Source organism: Cryobacterium sp. SO1 (genome assembly GCF_004210215.2).
GTDB lineage: Bacteria > Actinomycetota > Actinomycetes > Actinomycetales > Microbacteriaceae > Cryobacterium.
Genome location: NZ_CP067394.1, coordinates 931,694 through 948,050 on the forward strand (window position 1 = coordinate 931,694; position 16,357 = coordinate 948,050).

A 16,357-nucleotide genomic window follows, 5' to 3' on the forward strand; every position below is an offset into this window, starting at 1 on the left:
AGGCACCTCTCAGTTGCGTGCCTCTACGCTAGCCCGAGAACCACGGCTAGAACTGGGAAATGACCTACGCTGGGTTCTTGCGTTGTCGCCTGTAGCGAACAGGCCGCGTACCTCTCGTTCATCCTTCTAAGGAGCCTGGTGGCCCTCTTCACCGCTGACCCGCATTCAGGCGCCGACCGACCCCGCCGGGGGTCCCGCGCCGGGTGGGTGGTTCTGGGAATCGCCCTGGTCACCGGGCTCACCCTGGCCGTCGTACCGTCACCCTACGTCGTCGAAAGGCCGGGGCCGGTCTACAACACCCTGGGCTCGGCCGAACAGGAAGGCGAGAAGACCGACCTCATCACGATCCCCGACGAGACGGTGTACCCGACCGAAGGCAGCCTCGACCTCCTCACCGTCTCCGTGCTCGGCAACCCGGACAACCGGCTGAACTGGTTGACGGTCGCGGCAGCCTGGCTGGACCCGAGCCAGGCCGTGGTGCCGCTTGAGTCGGTCTTCCCGGCCGACGTCACCACCGAGGAACGCGACGAGCAGAACCAGGTCGCCATGGTCAACTCCCAGCAGGACGCCATCGCCGCAGCCCTGACCAGCCTCGGCTACGACTACCCGACCGAACTGAGCGTCGTGTCCCTGGCCGACGGAGCCCCGGCCGAGGGTCTGATCCAGGCCGGTGACCTCATCGAGTCCGTCAACGGCGACACCGTGGCAAACATTACGGCGTTGCGGACCGCGCTGACGGCCAGCGGCGCAGGCACGCCTGTCTCCATCGGGCTGACCCGCGACGGCACCGAACAGAGCGTCGAGGTCACACCAGTGGACATCGACGGCAACGTGGTTCTCGGGATCAACGTCAAGTCGGACTACAAGTTCCCGTTCGATGTCAACATCCAGCTCGACAAGGTCGGCGGACCGAGCGCGGGCATGATGTTCGCGTTGGGCATCATCGACAAGCTCACCCCCGGGTCCATCCAGGGCGGGGCGGATGTCGCCGGCACCGGAACCATCGACCAGTCCGGCACCGTGGGCCCCATCGGCGGAATCCGCCAGAAACTCTTCGGGGCCAAAGAAGCCGGTGCGGAGTGGTTCCTGGCGCCCACGGCCAACTGTGATGAGGTCACCGGGCACGTCCCCGACGGCCTGACCGTACTGGCGGTGAGCACCCTGGACGAGTCCCTGGCCGCACTGGATGCCATCCGCACCGGAGCCGACATCGGTGACCTGCCGACCTGCCCAGCCGGGTGATAGCAGGACGGCTTCTGGGTGAGCCCTCAGCGAACTGGGGGCTTGCCCCGAGGAGGCTTGCATAGAATGAGGGTCTGACCCCCGATCTATCAGAGCAAGAGGCCAATTCGTGACCACATCATCCGCCGGAAACGCTCCACGCCGGAGCCGTGCCCCGCTCGCCATCACGGCAGCGATCATTGCAGGGCTGGTGATCTTATTCTTCATCTTCGCCGGGCTGTACGCGGATGTGTTGTGGTTCGACCAACTCGGATTCCTCAGCGTGCTGACCACTCAGTGGATCGCCAGTGCGGTCCTGTTCCTCGTCGGGTTCCTCGGCATGGCCGTGCCGGTGTGGGTGAGTATCCAGCTCGCCTATCGCCTGCGCCCCGTCTACGCCAAGCTCAACTCGCAGGTCGACCGCTACCAGCAGGTCATCGAGCCGCTGCGCCGGCTCGCGATGTACGGCATCCCCGCCCTGCTCGGCCTGTTCGCCGGTGTCGCCGCCGCGACACGCTGGCAGACCATCCTGATGTGGCTCAACCGCACCGAAGCCGGCACCACCGACCCGCAGTTCGGCTTCGACGTGTCGTTCTACCTCTTCGACCTGCCGTTCTACCAGTCCGTCCTGGCCTTCAGCTCCGCCGTGGTGCTCATCTCCGCGCTGGTCGCGCTCGCCACCTCCTACCTGTACGGCGCCATCCGCATCACCGGCCGTGAGGTCTTCGTGGCCAAGGCCGCGCGCGTGCAGATCGCCGTGATCGCCGCAATCTACCTGCTGCTGCAGGGCGTGAGCATCTGGCTCGACCAGTACTCCACCCTCACCCAGGCCAACGACCTGATCACCGGCGCCGGCTACACCGACGTCAGCGCCACCATCCCCGGCCGCGCCATCCTGGCCGGCATCGCGGTCTTCGTCGCGATCCTGTTCCTGGTCACCGCGTTCATCGGCCGCTGGCGTCTGCCCGTAATCGGCACCGCGCTGCTGATCGTGAGCAGCCTGCTGATCGGCTCGCTCTACCCCTGGGTCGTGCAGCGCTTCCAGGTGGACCCGAGCGCCAAGACCCTCGAGGCTCCGTACATCCAGCGCAACATCGACCTCACCCGGGATGCCTACGGTGTCGCCGACGTCGAAGAGATCCCCTACACAGCCACCACCGAGGCCACGCCAGGTGCGCTGCGCGCGGACGCTGAGACCACGGCCAACATCCGTATTCTCGACCCCGCACTGGTCAGCGACGCGTTCGCCCAGCTCGAGCAGTTCAAGCAGTACTACCAGTTCCCCGCCGACCTCGATGTGGACCGGTACACGATCGACGGCAAGTCCCAGGACACGGTGGTCGCCGTGCGTGACCTCGACCTCGGCGGCCTGAGCAGCCAGTCCTGGGTCAACTCCTCGGTCGTCTACACTCACGGCTATGGCGTCGTCGCTGCATACGGCAACCAGCGCTCGGCCGACGGCCAGCCGGTGTTCCTTGAGAACGGCATCCCCACCTCCGGGGCCCTGGGCGAATTCGAGCCGCGCGTCTACTTCGGTGAGACCTCGCCGACCTACTCGGTCGTCGGGGCCCCAGAAGGCAGTGACCCGGTCGAGCTGGACTACCCGTCCGGCGAGGACGGCGCCCAGCAGACCTACACGACCTTCAGCGGCGAAGGCGGCCCGAGTCTGAGCGGTCCCTTCAACAAGCTGATCTACGCGCTCAAGTTCCAGTCCGAGCAGATCTTCCTGGCCAACGCCGTCAACGACGAGTCGCAGATCCTCTACGACCGTGACCCGATCACCCGGGTGCAGAAGGTTGCCCCGTACCTCACGCTCGACTCCGACCCGTACCCGACCGTCGTCGACGGCCGGATCAAGTGGGTTATCGACGCGTACACGACCTCGGCCAGCTACCCGTATTCCACCGCAGTGAGCCTGAGCGATGCCATTGCCGACACCGAGACGCCCGAACAGCCCTTCGCGCTGGACAACATCAACTACATGCGCAACTCGGTCAAGGCGACAGTGGATGCCTACGACGGCTCCGTGACCCTGTACGCCTGGGATGAAAAAGACCCGCTGCTGCAGACCTGGCAGAAGATCTTCCCGACCACCGTCGAGCCGATGAGCGAGATGAGCGGTGAGCTGATGAGCCACGTGCGCTACCCGGCCGACATGTTCAAGGTGCAGCGTTCAGTCCTCGGCAAGTACCACGTGACCGACCCGGGCTCGTTCTACTCCGAAGATGACGCGTGGACCACGCCGAACGACCCGGTATCGCCGTCGACCAACACCACCCTGCAGCCGCCGTACTACCTGACCATGCAGATGCCCGGTCAGGAAGCACCGTCGTACTCGCTGTACTCCACGTTCATCCCGAACGCGTCCGGTGAGACCAGTCGAAACGTCCTGACGGGATACCTCGCCGCAGACGCGGATGCGGGTGCGACCGACGGTGAACGGGCGGAGGGCTACGGCAAGCTGCGCCTGCTAACCCTGCCGAACGACATCACGGTACCCGGCCCCGGCCAGGTGCAGGCCAAGTTCAACGGTGATCCCACGATCTCCGCCGAGCTCAACCTGCTCAAGCAGGGCCAGTCCACTGTGCTCAACGGAAACCTGCTGACACTGCCGGTCGGTGGCGGTCTGCTCTACGTGCAGCCCGTGTACGTGCAGTCCACCGGTGAGACCAGCTACCCGCTGCTGCAGAAGGTCCTGGTGGCCTTCGGCGACCAGATCGCCTTCGAGGACACCCTGGATACCGCGCTCAACGTGCTCTTCGGCGGTGAATCCGGTGCCAACGCCGGCGACACCGACGTGCCGGCCGTCGAGACGCCGACCGAGCCCGGAACCGACGGCGACACGACAGTGCCGTCGACCGAGACCGGCAACCCGGAAGTCGACGCCCAGCTGCAGACCCTCCTCGCCCAGGCGAAGCAGGCCATCGCCGACAAGCAGGCGGCCCTGGCCGCAAACGACCTGGCCGCGTTCGGGGTCGCCGACAAGAAGCTCTCCGACACCGTGGCGAGCATGCTCACCTTGATCGGGCAGTAGTCACCAGGTCCACCGCACGCGGGTGGTGCGCCGGGGAAACCCGGTCGCACCACCCGCGTTCTGTCTGTGAGGTGCGGATGCCGAACCCGACCGGGTGCGACTCGCCCGGGGGGAGGGGCCGATTCGAGGGCCTTGGAGAACTGTGGTAACTTAGTTCTTGTAGCGCGGGGTGGAGCAGTTCGGTAGCTCGCTGGGCTCATAACCCAGAGGTCGTAGGTTCAAATCCTGCCCCCGCAACTAATAGTCCCGGAAACCGTAAGGTTTCCGGGACTTTGTGGTTTAACGGAAAATGTACCGCCCATCGAAAACTCGGCGACGAAGCTGTCGCCTTTCGCGAACCGTGTCAGCGCTCGCTCGGCTATGGCGCGGCCGAAACCTCAGGTCTTCTTGCAGAAGTAATCCTCATTGACGTTCACGCGACAGTCTGGAGTGCGGTCGGGGCGGGATCGGAGCATGCAGTGGCCGCCAGCCAGTGCTCAACATCACTGGCAGCGACGCAGCCGGAACCGGCTGCAGTGATGGCCTGGCGATAGGTCGGGTCGAGCACATCGCCAGCGGCGAACACTCCCGGTAAAGGGGTTCGGGAGGTGCGGCCATCGACCCTGACAGTGCCGTCCTCTGTGAGATCGAGCTGACCCTTGAACAACTCCACGCGTGGGTCATGGCCAATAGCCACAAAGAGACCCGTCACGTGTAGCTCGGACTCTTCACCGGTGACGGTGTTGCGAAGCTGCAGGCGACTCACCTTCGACTCACCTTCGACTTCAGTCACCGCCGTGTTCAAAAGGAACTCAATCTTCTCGTTCGCCTTTGCCCGGTCTGCCATGATCTGGGAGGCAGCCAGCTTGTCCCGGCGGTGGATGACGTAGACCTTGGAAGCGAACTTGGTCAGGAACAACGCCTCCTCCATCGCAGAGTCGCCACCGCCGACAACGGCAATGTTCTGCTCCCGGAAGAAGAAGCCGTCGCAGGTGGCGCACCAGCTCACGCCGTGACCGGAAAGTGCCTTCTCCCCGGGCACGCCAAGCTCACGATAGGCCGAACCCGTCGCGAGGATGACCGCGCGGGCGAAAAGCACCTCGCCGGAGCCGATGGTGATCTCCTTGGCAGCCTGGTCCAGCTTCAGCTCGGTGGCATCCTCCCGACGGATATCCGCACCAAAGCGCCGGGCCTGTTGCTCCATGTTCATCATCAGTTCAGGCCCCATGATGCCGTCGGGGAATCCGGGAAAGTTCTCAACCTCGGTCGTGTTCATCAGCTCACCCCCGGCGGTCACAGACCCTGCGAGCACCACGGGCTTCAAATTCGCCCGTGCAGCATATATAGCAGCGGTGTAGCCGGCGGGTCCGGAGCCGAGGATGACAACATCGTGCACCTGGTCGACAATCTGTTCAATCATGGTGAGGATCCTTCGTTTGATTCGGGCTTTGACCTCATCATTCCCGACGGAGTAGGGTGAGGCACGCGCTCGTACCATCCAATGGGAAGCTATGGAGCTAGGTGAACTCCTCATAGCCGATAGGAGTCTGGTATGGCCAACCCTGAACCACGGAAACGACGTGCACCGGGAAAGGCTGGACCGCCCCAGCCCTCAGTTACATCGAAGGCTCTTTCTGTGCTCGCCGTGTTCGAGTCGGGCCACGCGCGACTCGCGCTGAGTGGGATAGCCCGCCATGCACAACTTCCCATCACGACAGCCCAGCGCTTGCTGGCTGAACTCGTCGAATGGGGAGCGTTGGAGCGCGTGGGGAATAGCTACATGGTAGGCAAGCGTCTGTGGTGTCTGGGTATGGTGGCACCTGTCCAACGGGACATAACTGAAGTCGCCAGCCCATTTATGCAGGACATCTTTTTTGCCACGCAGCACTCTGTAAACCTGTTCGTTATAGACGACGGTGAGGCCCTGTTAGTCGATCGCGTGGCTGGCACGCGTTCGGGAAAACAGTTCCTGCGAGTGGGCGAACGGCTTCCCCTGCATGCAAGCGCCGCAGGAAAAGTGCTCTTGGCGTTCGGAGGATCCGACTTAGTCAAGTCCCTACCGATGAAGCTGCCCCAAAGTACATCGAAGACTTTATCGACCAGGAGAGCTCTGGAGGTAGAACTCGAGCAAATCCGGGTTGCGGGGTTCGCAGTGAGCCATGAGGAGTCCGGACTGGGCAAGTATGCCGTTGCAGTGCCAGTCCTCGAGCCCGGCTTAGGTGCCGTAGCTGCTATGGGAGTGATCACGGAGGGGGAACCACCTGCCCTCGGTTCCATCGTGCCTGTACTGCGTACCGCCGCAAATGGGGTCGGGCGTGGTCTGCCGGGCAACTATCAAGCCGAGATCGTTGTCTGAATTCGTCATCGGCTGAGCCAAATCTCAGGCAACGCTGATGACGTTTGCCGTAGTCCCCTCGGCTCGTCCGATTACACAAACGAGTCCGATGACGGCTTCAAAGGGAGGCATCTCTTGCTGGCCTCTAGGGCGCTGGGCCCAGATTAACTTCCCATCCAATGGGAGACGTTCTACTGAATGTGCTCTGACTCTCCTACTCTCGGAATCGCCGCTACACGATGTCAAGCGATGTGGTCGGCACGATAGGAAAGGTGCTGTTCACATCGCCATTCCAGCGCCCCGAACAGCCTCGGCAATCGACTGAACTCGTAGCGGTTCGATGGTTAGGGGACCTAAGTCGAGGCCCGTCTACAGAGGAGAACTAGATGACCAAATTGGAAGCTTTGTTGGATCCCACGGGGTCGGCGGAACGCAGCGATGACGTTACACTCGCCCCCCGCCCTGGCACGCTGAAGGGACTGAGTGTTGGGCTGTTGGACAACACCAAAGTCAATGCGACGCCTCTCTTGAAAAGCATTGCCGCCGAGCTCGACCGCCGCTACGGCCTTGGCGCTTCGATTGTCTACACCAAAGACTACTTCGGCACTCCGATCAAAGAGGAACTGCTTGAACAGATCGTGAGCGAGTGCGATGCGGTAATCACTGCGGTCGGGGACTGCGGGTCATGCAGCGCGGCCACGGTCGCCGACGGGATCCTCTTCGAACGCGCCGGGCTGCCCGCTGTCAGCATCTGCAGTGACTCGTTCCTCATCTCCGGGCAGGCTATGGCGAAGGTCCAGGGCTTCCCTGGATACGACTTCCTCGTGGCCGCACACCCCATCGCTAGCTTGGATGCCGACGAAATACGCGGACGTGCGGCGGACCTAATGCTAGGTATTCAACGCATTTTCGGACTGGAGAGTTAACATGACCATCACCGACGCCAAGATCAGAAAAGAAGAAACCGAGCAGACGCTGCCTGAGGTGGACGCCCTCGATATTCGTAGAATCCTCGAATACTACGAGGCTCAAGGCTGGTCTGATGGACTGCCGGTGGCTCCAACCACCGAATCCGTGATTCGAGAGTTTCTTGCAACCACACCGAAGGCCCCCGAAGAGGTCCTTTTTGAAATCCCACACCTCAATCGACGCCTCACGGTGCGCCTGGCGGCAATCAACGCCGCGTTGGCTGGGTGTCGTCCGGAGTACTTTCCAGTCGTCGTCGCCGCATGGGAGGCCATCGCCCAGGAGCCACATCCACGCAATGGAATCTGGCAGTCCACAACCGGCAGTGCCCCCCTAACCCTGGTTAATGGCCCAGTTCGTGAGCGACTGGATATCAACAGTAGAGGCAACATCTTTGGTTCAGGGCACCGGGCAAACGCGACCATTGGCCGCGCAATCCGTCTTGCGCTGATCAACGTGTTCGCTCTCCGGCCTCACGGACTGGACCAGGCGACCCAGGGCACGCCGGCGAAGTACACGATGTGCATCGCGGAAAACGAGGAAGAAAGCCCTTGGGATCCGCTGCACACCGAGTACGGTTTCGAACGGGACCAAGACGTCGTGACTGCATTCGTGATCCGCTCAGTGATCCATATCGAAGCTCGCCAGACGAAGTCACCCGAACATCTCGCCTTGGACTTCACCAACACCATCAAACGGACCGGTTCCCTGATCCACGAGTACACTAATGCGCTGCTCGTGCTGTCGCCGGAACACGCACGTTTGTTCGCAGACGCGGGGTGGAGCAAGGAGGATCTGCGCCGATTCATTTTCAAACATGCAGTCCTGCCGCGGAGCGTGCTGAACGAAGTGGGCAAGGATGCCATCTCGCACCACACGCAGTGGCGTCTGGCCTCGGACCATCCGGACGCGGTGGGGGACATCGCCAGTGAGTCGGGTACGCCCGATCAGGTTCCGGTGCTTGCTGCCCCATCCTCTGTTCAGATCATGGTCGGTGGGGCAAACAACGCCGGAGTCTCTGCGATCGTCGAAATCTTAGGACTCCGTAGTCAGATCCATTCCTCTTCCTACAGCCCCGTCCACTATGTCAGTTGATCTGCCCGGAAGGAACATGATGCAGGCTTCGGATACTGCCGCCATTGACAAAGCCCTGGAGAATTCTCAAGAGATGATGGCCAAGGACGGCTACACACTCACTTGGCATCTCTCAGGAGAAGACGCCGTCGTGGTGCAGGTGGAGGCCGGCCCGGACGCCTGCGCCGACTGCCTGTCCCCGACACCAGTGATGGAAGCAATCATGGGGCAGGCTCTGTCCTCCACACCATATCGGCTGGACCATGTGGTCCTGCCGAACGAGCACTGATACAGATTGAGAGAGGGGCGGACCTCCTCGAAGAGATCCGCCCCGTGCAAAGGGCGAGAGCCACAGAAGGCCCCCTAGACACGTCCGAACTCTGGACTACGCGCCAGTGTCCTGAACGCAGCCAAGCTTGCCTCCGGGTGCCGGTCGCGACGGCTGCAGCCCAATTCGACAACACCTTTCATCTTGCGCAGGGCCAAGGCAGCGGCGCCGTTGCGCCCGCAACCGTTTCCATCAGGGGAACAGCGAAGGAGAACACCATGCACTCCACATCGAAATCCGGAGGCCCCGCGGCAGTCGACCTGACTTCCAGCGGTGGGGTCGCCGGAAAGGTGAATGAAAGCGGCGCGGATCCGTCCGAGAACGGATCACTGAACACGAAGGACATGCGGCGGATCCTGGCGTCGAGCTTCATAGGCACCGCGATCGAATACTACGACTTCATCCTCTTTTCCGTCGCAGCGGCGTTGGTTTTCAACAAGATATTCTTTGCGGGTCTAAGTCCGGAGTTTGCACTGTTCGCATCATTCGCGACCCTGGCCGTCGGTTATGTGGTCAGGCCGCTCGGTGGGATTGTGTTCGGGCACTTCGGCGACAGGATCGGCCGCAAGAAGATGCTCGTGATCGCGATGCTCATGATGGGTGGCGCAACGACCGCCATCGGCCTGCTGCCGACGACGGAACAAGCGGGGATGATTGGACCGATCGCACTGGTGCTACTGCGTGTCATCCAGGGGTTTGCCGTTGGTGGCGAATGGGGTGGGGCCGCGTTGATGGCACTGGAGCATGCACCGCAGAAACAACGCGGGTTCGCCGCCTCGTTCGCGAGCGCTGGGGGCCCGGCCGGGTCTGTCCTGGCCACACTCGTGGTCGCAACTTTCACCCTTGGCACCGGGGAACAGTTCCTGGTCTGGGGGTGGCGGATTCCGTTCTTGCTCAGCGCGATACTGATCGTGGTAGGGCTCATCATCAGGCTCAAGGTTACAGAGACCCCGCTATTCCAAAAAGTACTGACCAGGAAAGACAAGCGTAAGGTGCCGTTGTTGGAAGTGATGCGGAATCACCCGCGGGTGGTGCTCAGCGCAACGATAGCGGCCATCAGTATCTTCTGCACCCAGGGTATCGTGACCGTCTGGGGTGTCGCCCACGTGGTCTCCCTAGGCGTGGACTCGGCCGGAGTGCTCAACATCAAGGCCCTCGGCGCGGCGGTCACGCTAGCAGTGACCTTCTACGCCGCTTGGCTCAGCGACCGAATCGGGCGTCGACCCGTGCTGATGGGTGCGGGTATCGCTGGCATCCTGCTGGCCTTTCCGCTGATCTGGATGCTGGACACCGGCACCTTATGGGGCTTCGCTGTCGCTGATATCGTCGGCAGCGGGATCATCCAAGGGCTCTTGTACGGGCCGCTCGGCGCCTATATCGCTGAGCAATTCCCAACCCACCTGCGCTACAGCGGAGCTTCGCTGGCCTTTCAAGGGGGGTCGATGCTCGGCGCGGGGTTCACTCCTATGATCGCGACGGGGCTCGTCATACTTGGCGGCGGCACCCCTTGGCTAGTGGCCGCGTTCTGGATAGCAGTGCTGCTGGCGGCGGTGCTGGCAGTGCGCGCCACGCGCGAAGGGGTGAAGCTCCGGTTGGAGTAGGCATACAGCGGTCAGCGGGGCCAAGCGCTTCTTGACGGGTCTGGGCTGGCTGATCAAAGCGGGCATCGATCCGAATAAGTACGGACGGGCCCGCCAGGCGGAGCATTTCCGTCTCGCCGCGGGGGGCGCCCGGGTTGTCGCCGCCAGGCAGGCGGGGCTGAACCATCCCGGGTTTCCTGACGCTTTCTGTCTGGTGAAAGGATTCGGATATCCCAAGAAACACCCAGCAGAGGTTCGCGAGCGAGCGATTCGAATGACGCTTGACCGTTTGAAGGATTACCGGTCAGAGTCGGCCGCGTGCCGTGATCTCGCGCCGAGGCTGAACATCGGCGCGGAATCGCTGCGGCAGTGGGTCGTGCAGGCGCAGGTCGATGCCGGCGACCGGACCGGTTGAAGCGGGAGAAGCGGGAGACGAACGACATCCTGAAGGCGGCGGCGTCTTTCTTCGCGAGGGAACTCGAACCTCGCAACCGTCAATAGTCGCTTTCGTCCTCCGAATGAAGGCTAACGGCCACGGAGTCCAGCCTGCCTGTGGGCTCCCGCGCGAGTCGGGCGTCCAGGTCGCTTCGCGGTCGTATCGAGCCTGGCAGACCCACGCCGCCGCTGCACGAACCCAGACTGATCGGTTGCCCTCCGAAGGTCCAAATCGACGTCGCCGGGCACTTGAGGAACGCTCGCCGCCGCTGCATCCCTCCCGCCGCAGAAAAGATTCGATCGTCCCGCACCGCCTAGCGAGCCCGGCAGAGTAGATCGCCTTGACACGTCCGCGCGGGCGACATACTCTGTGAGCGCACAAACTGTGCGATGACAGATACGATCGAGTGGCTGGGCGCGACGAAGCGGAGATATTTGTGCTTGCAATGGAATTCACGGCGCGCGACGGAGTGCATCTACGTACTCGTGCCAAGCCGATCGCGGGCGAGGGGGAAGTGCTCGTCAAGGTGACGCGAGTAGGTATTTGCGGCACGGATATCGGCGCGGTACAGCGGGGAAACCCTCAATTCCGTGACGGAATCGTGATCGGTCACGAGCTCGTGGGGGTGCGCCAGGACACGGGACAGCGTGTGACCGTGATCCCACTCGTGGCGTGCGGAGCGTGCCGCGCATGCATCGCCTCGAGAGAAAACTTGTGTGCAGGCAAGGTGATTCTAGGTGCTCACATCGACGGGGTGCTCGCCGAATATGTGGCTCTGCCGGCGAAACAGCTCGTAGCGCTTCCCGACGATGTCGACGATGCCCAAGCTGCTCTGATCGAGCCAATGGCAACCGCCCTACACGCCTTGAGGCGGGCGCGAGTCGAGCCGGCATCTCGGGTCGCCGTGATCGGCGGTGGTGCAATCGGCCTGTGCCTGCTTGTAGCCGCCCGCGAGCACGCGAAAGCGTCTGTCTACCTCACCGAAATCGATGTGTCCAAGCACGGCATCGCCAATTCGCTCGGCGCCGAGGGCACAGGAACATCGATCGATGTAACGAGCGTCGGACTCTTCGACGCCGTGTTCGACACTGTTGGGGCTGTCGCCACGCGCGAAAATGCGATCGCGGCCACTGTCCCGGGCGGACCCACCGTGTTTGTGGGGTTACATTCCCGTCAGCTCCCCGTCGACGGCAACGATGTCGTCACGCACGAGCGGACACTGCTCGGCAGCTTCGCCTATGATCGCGGCGACTTCCTCGATTCGATAGATCTAGTCAAACGTTCACCGGCTGATTGGGTGACGGAAGTGTCCTTCGCGGCCGCTGTCGATCTCATCAACGGAACGCTCGCGGCTCCTGCCGGAACTACGAAGCTCCATGTCCGCTTCTAAGCCACCCCCCACATCGCATCAAAACAGCTGAAAGGAAACAGCGTGCCGAATAGCAACGACGCGACCATCGCGCACTCTCCCACACCATCCCTTACTTCAAGCGATCGCAGGAAACAAACCCGTCGCGTCGCCGCGTCCAGCCTCATTGGGACCGCGGTCGAAAATTACGACTTCTTCATTTACGGCACGGCGGCTGCCCTTGTGTTCAACGGCCTCTTCTTCACCGGAACCGATCCGGCACTGGCGACGATCGCAACCTTCGCGGTGTTCGCAGCCGGCTTCATAGCCCGTCCGCTCGGTGCCGTGATCTTCGGTTCGTTTGGTGACCGTATCGGCCGTAAATCGATGCTGGTGGCGACAATCGTCATCATGGGAGTCGCTACGACCGCGATTGGTCTCCTGCCCACCTACGCTGCAATCGGCGCGTGGGCGCCGCTGCTGCTGGTGCTCCTTCGCATCATTCAAGGCATTGCCGCCGGAGGCGAATGGGGCGGTGCCGCGTTGATGACCGTCGAGCACGCTCCCGAAGGACGACGTGGCCTCTATGGAGGCTTCACGCAAGCCGCAATCCCAGTAGCCTTCATTCTCGCCAACCTGGTCTTCCTTCCCCTGACGCTGCTTCTGACCGAGGAACAACTCACCAGCTGGGGCTGGCGTATCCCCTTTCTCGTCAGTATCGTCCTGGTCGGAGTCGGCGTCTTCATGCGCCTCCAAGTCTCCGAAAGTCCGGTGTTTGAAACCGTAAAAGAAGAACATAAAGCCGAGCGCTCGCCCTTCCTTCAAGTGCTTCGCAATCACTCAGGAGCGGTCGTACTCACCGCTCTCACCGTGGCGGCCACGAGCGCCATTGGATATATCAAGAACGTCTACTTCCTCTCGTACACCACACAGGTTCTGGAGATGGACAGAACCATCGTGCTCGTCGCCATCCTCTGCAACGCCGTGGTCGAAATCTTCCTCACTCTCCTCTTCGCATCCCTTTCCGACCGCCTCGGACGGCGGAACGTGTTTCTCTTCGGCGCGGCGGTTTCTGCGCTCTGGGCAATCCCGTTCTTCCTGCTGGCCGATCTCGGATCCTTCGGCTTTCTGATGATCGCCCTAGTGGGCTCCGGGCTCGGCTCCACAGCCATGTTCGGCCCTCTGGCCGCCATGCTCGCCGAGAAGTTCAAGGCGGAGGTGCGCTACACCGGCGCCTCCCTCGGTTACCAGATCGGCAGCATCCTTGGCGGCGGGTTCGCCCCCCTCGTCGCCGCGGCCCTTTTCGCGGCGACAGGCTCGATCCTGTCGGTCTCGATCTACATGATCGTGCTCTGCGTAGTCAGCGCGATCGCTGCGTTCTTCGTGGGAGAGACCAGCAAAAACTCGATCACCTACAGCGCACCGAACGCGTCCCCCAACATCCCAGTGTCCGTCCATGCGAAAGAAGCCCAGCCGTGACCCTCATCAGCGGAAACCAACTCCTCGTCGAAACCCTCACCCGATTCGGAGTGTCGACCATCTTCACACTCCACGGAGGACACCTTGACGGCGTGTACCGCAGTGCATTGGATGCTGGCATCCGCCTGATCGACACCCGTCATGAACAGGCTGCTGGATTCGCCGCGCAAGGCTGGGCGAAAGTCACGGGAGATGTCGGTGTGGCGATGGCCACTGCTGGCGGCGGCGTAACGAACCTCGTCACTCCGGTCGCGAACGCCTGGGCGGACGGGGTTCCCATGGTGTTCTTCGGCGCCGCCGCCCCGTTGCGTGATTTCGACGCCCTCCCTGTGAACAGTGGCTACGACCAGCTCAGCGTGATGAGCGGAATCACCAAATGGTCGCACCGCGCTACGGTGACCGCCCTCTTGCCTCAGGTCGTGGCCCGTGCTTTCCAGATCGCGAGAGAGGGCAAGCCGGGCCCGGTCTACATTGACCTGCCGACCGATGTGCTCTTCGCGCGTGTGGACTCCGAAGACGTTGTCATGCCCAACGGGGCACTCCGGCCGAGCCCACCGGCGCCCGACCCAACCGCGATCGCAGAGGTTGTGCGTCTGCTTCGGGACGCGAAGCGACCTGCCGTCCTGACGGGCGCCGGTTCGGTCTTCCCGGATGCCGCGGCCGAGCTTCGTGAACTGGCCACTCGCTTAAATCTGCCAGTGCTTACCAACAACAAAAGTAAGGGCATTGTGTCCACTACAAACAGGCACGCCGGCGGTAGCTACGGCGCCCTCGCGGGTGTTGCCCGGCGGACGGGCCGCCAGGCCGACGTCGTGCTCATCCTCGGTGCGCGACTCGGGCTAAATACGGGAGGGCGCCGCGGATCAGTCATCCCCGAAGGCGCTCGTGTCATCCAGGTCGACACGGTTGCGGAAGAGATCGGCCGGATGCGTGACATCGACCTCGGCATCACGTCGGCCGTGCTGCCCTTCCTGAGGGCGGTACTCGACGCGAGTGCAGGCGTAAGCTTCGCCGCGGGCGGCGAGCGCGCGGCGTGGCTCGCGGAATTCACTCCGAAGTTGGCGGCTGCAGCAGCTGGTTCGCCTCCTACCGCGTCCAATAACAATGCGAACGCGCTCGAGACACCTGCTGGACTCGCTCGACAGGTGGCGCGGCTCGCACCCGCCGACACCATCTTCGTGCTTGACGGCGGCGAGACGCCGGCTTGGCTGGATGCCGTCGTTTCGCTAGAGGAGCCTCGGCGCTGGATCGGGCACGGCTACATGGGGATCATGGGCGAAGGCCTCCCGCAGGCGGTCGGCGCGCAGGTCGCCTCTCCCGACTCACCAGTCATCTGTTTCACGGGGGACGGCGCACTCGGCTTCACGCTGGGGGAGTTCGACACCCTCGTACGGCACAAGCTCCCAGTGATCGTGATCGTAAACAACGACCGCGGCTGGGCGATGTCGCAGCACGGCCAGGACCTCATCTATGGCAAAGGTAGACGGATGATCTCCGACCTCGCACCCTCGCGCTATGATCTCGTCGCAGCCGCATTCGGTGCCCATGCTGAGTTCGTTGAAGAGCCTTCGCAATTCGAAGGAGCCCTGCAGCGTGCTCTCGACTCAGGTGGACCCGCCTGCATCAACGTGCTGACCGATGCGATGGACATCGCCCCCGTCACGCGGCGCTTCGTCGGCGAGATCGCCGACGGCCCGCACACTCCAACCGGTCTCGCGCGAGTGCCATACGCAGAGAGCCTCGCCGTATGACCCGTTTAGGGGTTGGCTCGTCCCTTCTCCGGCTTTCCGGGCGCATCGCGCTCGTGACTGGCGCCGGCTCGGGAATGGGTGCAGAGACCGCCCGTCGGTTGTATTCGGAGGGTGCGTCGATTCTTCTCGTTGATCGGGACGAGGCGGCGGCCAACGCGGTTGCTGCCGAACTCGGCGAATCCGCGCTCAGTTTCAAGGCGGATGTAACCGATCCAGACTCGATGGCAGAGGCGGTTGCGGTCGCGGTATCCCGCTGGGGTCGTCTTGATATCGCCGTCAATGCTGCAGGTATCGGCGCCAGCAGTCGGATCGTGGACCAATCAGTCGAGGACTTTCAGCGTGTAGTTGACGTGAACCTCCGCGGAGTCTTCGTGTGTTTGCAGTCAGAGCTGCGCCAATACGAGACCCAAGGCGGCGGAGGTGTAGTAGTGAACTTCTCCTCAACTAATGCGGCACAGCCCGGCGAGGGTCTCGCAGCGTACGCTTCCGCGAAGGCCGCGGTGTCGATGCTTACTCAGGTGGCCGCACTCGAGGTCGGCGCAGCCGGCACACGAGTGGTCGCTGTCGGCCCCGGTCTCACCGAGACTCCGATGGTTGCCCGACTCACGGGCGATACCAACGCGCGAAAGGCATTCGTCGACGGCATCCCGCTCGGACGGCCGGCGCAGCCATCGGAAGTTGCCGCGCTGGTAGCCTTTCTCTGTTCCGACGACGCGTCATACATCACCGGAGACACAGTCTTTGCCGATGGGGGCGCACTCACCCGGGCCTACCCGAGCCTCTTGGCGAGATCGGGCCGAGGAGCGTAGAAGGTCGCGGACCGGAG

General features: G+C 62.8%; 13 protein-coding genes and 1 tRNA gene. 13 read left to right on the top strand and 1 reads right to left on the bottom strand.

Features of this window, described 5'->3' with window-relative positions; all coding sequences use genetic code 11:
• The first annotated feature begins 138 nt into the window (after positions 1-138).
• From BJQ95_RS04355 to BJQ95_RS04365, 3 genes are all read left to right on the top strand, one after another.
• Positions 139-1,242: a PDZ domain-containing protein gene (locus BJQ95_RS04355; protein WP_130178027.1), complete on the top strand. Its 1,104-nt coding sequence runs from the start codon at positions 139-141 to the stop codon at positions 1,240-1,242.
• Between the two features lie 109 nt (positions 1,243-1,351).
• A complete protein-coding gene (locus tag BJQ95_RS04360; RefSeq protein ID WP_205750132.1) occupies positions 1,352-4,255 on the top strand; it encodes a UPF0182 family protein in 2,904 nt (967 codons plus the stop codon).
• A gap of 163 nt (positions 4,256-4,418) precedes the next feature.
• Positions 4,419-4,492, top strand: a tRNA-Met gene (locus BJQ95_RS04365).
• Positions 4,493-4,667: 175 nt separating this feature from the next.
• Here the strand turns inward: BJQ95_RS04365 and trxB are convergent.
• On the bottom strand, positions 4,668-5,654 hold the full coding sequence (gene trxB / locus BJQ95_RS04370; protein WP_130178028.1) for a thioredoxin-disulfide reductase: 987 nt from the start codon (positions 5,652-5,654) through the stop codon (positions 4,668-4,670).
• A 216-nt stretch (positions 5,655-5,870) separates the two neighbouring features.
• Here trxB and BJQ95_RS04375 point away from each other — a divergent pair, with 216 nt between their 5' ends.
• The 10 genes from BJQ95_RS04375 to BJQ95_RS04420 all read left to right on the top strand — a co-directional run bounded on the left by BJQ95_RS04375 (position 5,871) and on the right by BJQ95_RS04420 (position 16,340).
• Positions 5,871-6,590, top strand: a complete 720-nt coding sequence (locus BJQ95_RS04375) for an IclR family transcriptional regulator (protein ID WP_165384948.1) — start codon at positions 5,871-5,873, stop codon at positions 6,588-6,590.
• A gap of 365 nt (positions 6,591-6,955) precedes the next feature.
• Positions 6,956-7,495: a UGSC family (seleno)protein gene (locus BJQ95_RS04380; RefSeq protein WP_130178030.1), complete on the top strand. Its 540-nt coding sequence runs from the start codon at positions 6,956-6,958 to the stop codon at positions 7,493-7,495.
• Between the two features lies 1 nt (position 7,496).
• Entirely contained in the window at positions 7,497-8,630 is a 1,134-nt protein-coding gene (locus BJQ95_RS04385) for a hypothetical protein (RefSeq protein ID WP_130178031.1), read from the top strand.
• Positions 8,620-8,898 carry a hypothetical protein gene (locus BJQ95_RS04390; protein WP_165384949.1) on the top strand — a complete coding sequence of 93 codons (279 nt, stop codon included), beginning with the start codon at positions 8,620-8,622 and terminating at the stop codon, positions 8,896-8,898. Before BJQ95_RS04385 ends, BJQ95_RS04390 begins: the two co-directional genes overlap by 11 nt.
• 137 nt (positions 8,899-9,035) lie before the next feature.
• On the top strand, positions 9,036-10,538 hold the full coding sequence (locus BJQ95_RS04395; RefSeq protein WP_240694778.1) for an MFS transporter: 1,503 nt from the start codon (positions 9,036-9,038) through the stop codon (positions 10,536-10,538).
• A 31-nt stretch (positions 10,539-10,569) separates the two neighbouring features.
• The gene (locus BJQ95_RS04400) at positions 10,570-10,932 is read left to right on the top strand and encodes a hypothetical protein (RefSeq protein ID WP_130178033.1); all 363 of its coding nucleotides are present in this window, start codon (positions 10,570-10,572) and stop codon (positions 10,930-10,932) included.
• 427 nt (positions 10,933-11,359) lie between these two features.
• Entirely contained in the window at positions 11,360-12,343 is a 984-nt protein-coding gene (locus BJQ95_RS04405; protein WP_130178034.1) for a zinc-binding dehydrogenase, read from the top strand.
• 42 nt (positions 12,344-12,385) lie between these two features.
• Positions 12,386-13,780 (top strand): MFS transporter, encoded by a 1,395-nt coding sequence (locus BJQ95_RS04410; protein WP_240694779.1) that lies wholly within the window; start codon positions 12,386-12,388, stop codon positions 13,778-13,780.
• Complete coding sequence (locus BJQ95_RS04415; protein ID WP_130178035.1) at positions 13,777-15,531, top strand: thiamine pyrophosphate-binding protein; 1,755 nt, start codon at positions 13,777-13,779, stop codon at positions 15,529-15,531. Before BJQ95_RS04410 ends, BJQ95_RS04415 begins: the two co-directional genes overlap by 4 nt.
• Positions 15,528-16,340: an SDR family NAD(P)-dependent oxidoreductase gene (locus BJQ95_RS04420; protein ID WP_130178036.1), complete on the top strand. Its 813-nt coding sequence runs from the start codon at positions 15,528-15,530 to the stop codon at positions 16,338-16,340. Before BJQ95_RS04415 ends, BJQ95_RS04420 begins: the two co-directional genes overlap by 4 nt.
• The last annotated feature ends 17 nt before the right edge of the window (positions 16,341-16,357 follow it).

Bases quoted from the DNA above. Each gene is read 5' to 3' on its own strand.
- trxB (WP_130178028.1), bottom strand. From the start codon at position 5,654: ATGATTGAACAGATTGTCGACCAGGTGCACGATGTTGTCATCCTCGGC.
- BJQ95_RS04385 (WP_130178031.1), top strand. From the start codon at position 7,497: ATGACCATCACCGACGCCAAGATCAGAAAAGAAGAAACCGAGCAGACG.
- BJQ95_RS04420 (WP_130178036.1), top strand. From the start codon at position 15,528: ATGACCCGTTTAGGGGTTGGCTCGTCCCTTCTCCGGCTTTCCGGGCGC.
- BJQ95_RS04380 (WP_130178030.1), top strand. From the start codon at position 6,956: ATGACCAAATTGGAAGCTTTGTTGGATCCCACGGGGTCGGCGGAACGC.
- BJQ95_RS04390 (WP_165384949.1), top strand. From the start codon at position 8,620: ATGTCAGTTGATCTGCCCGGAAGGAACATGATGCAGGCTTCGGATACT.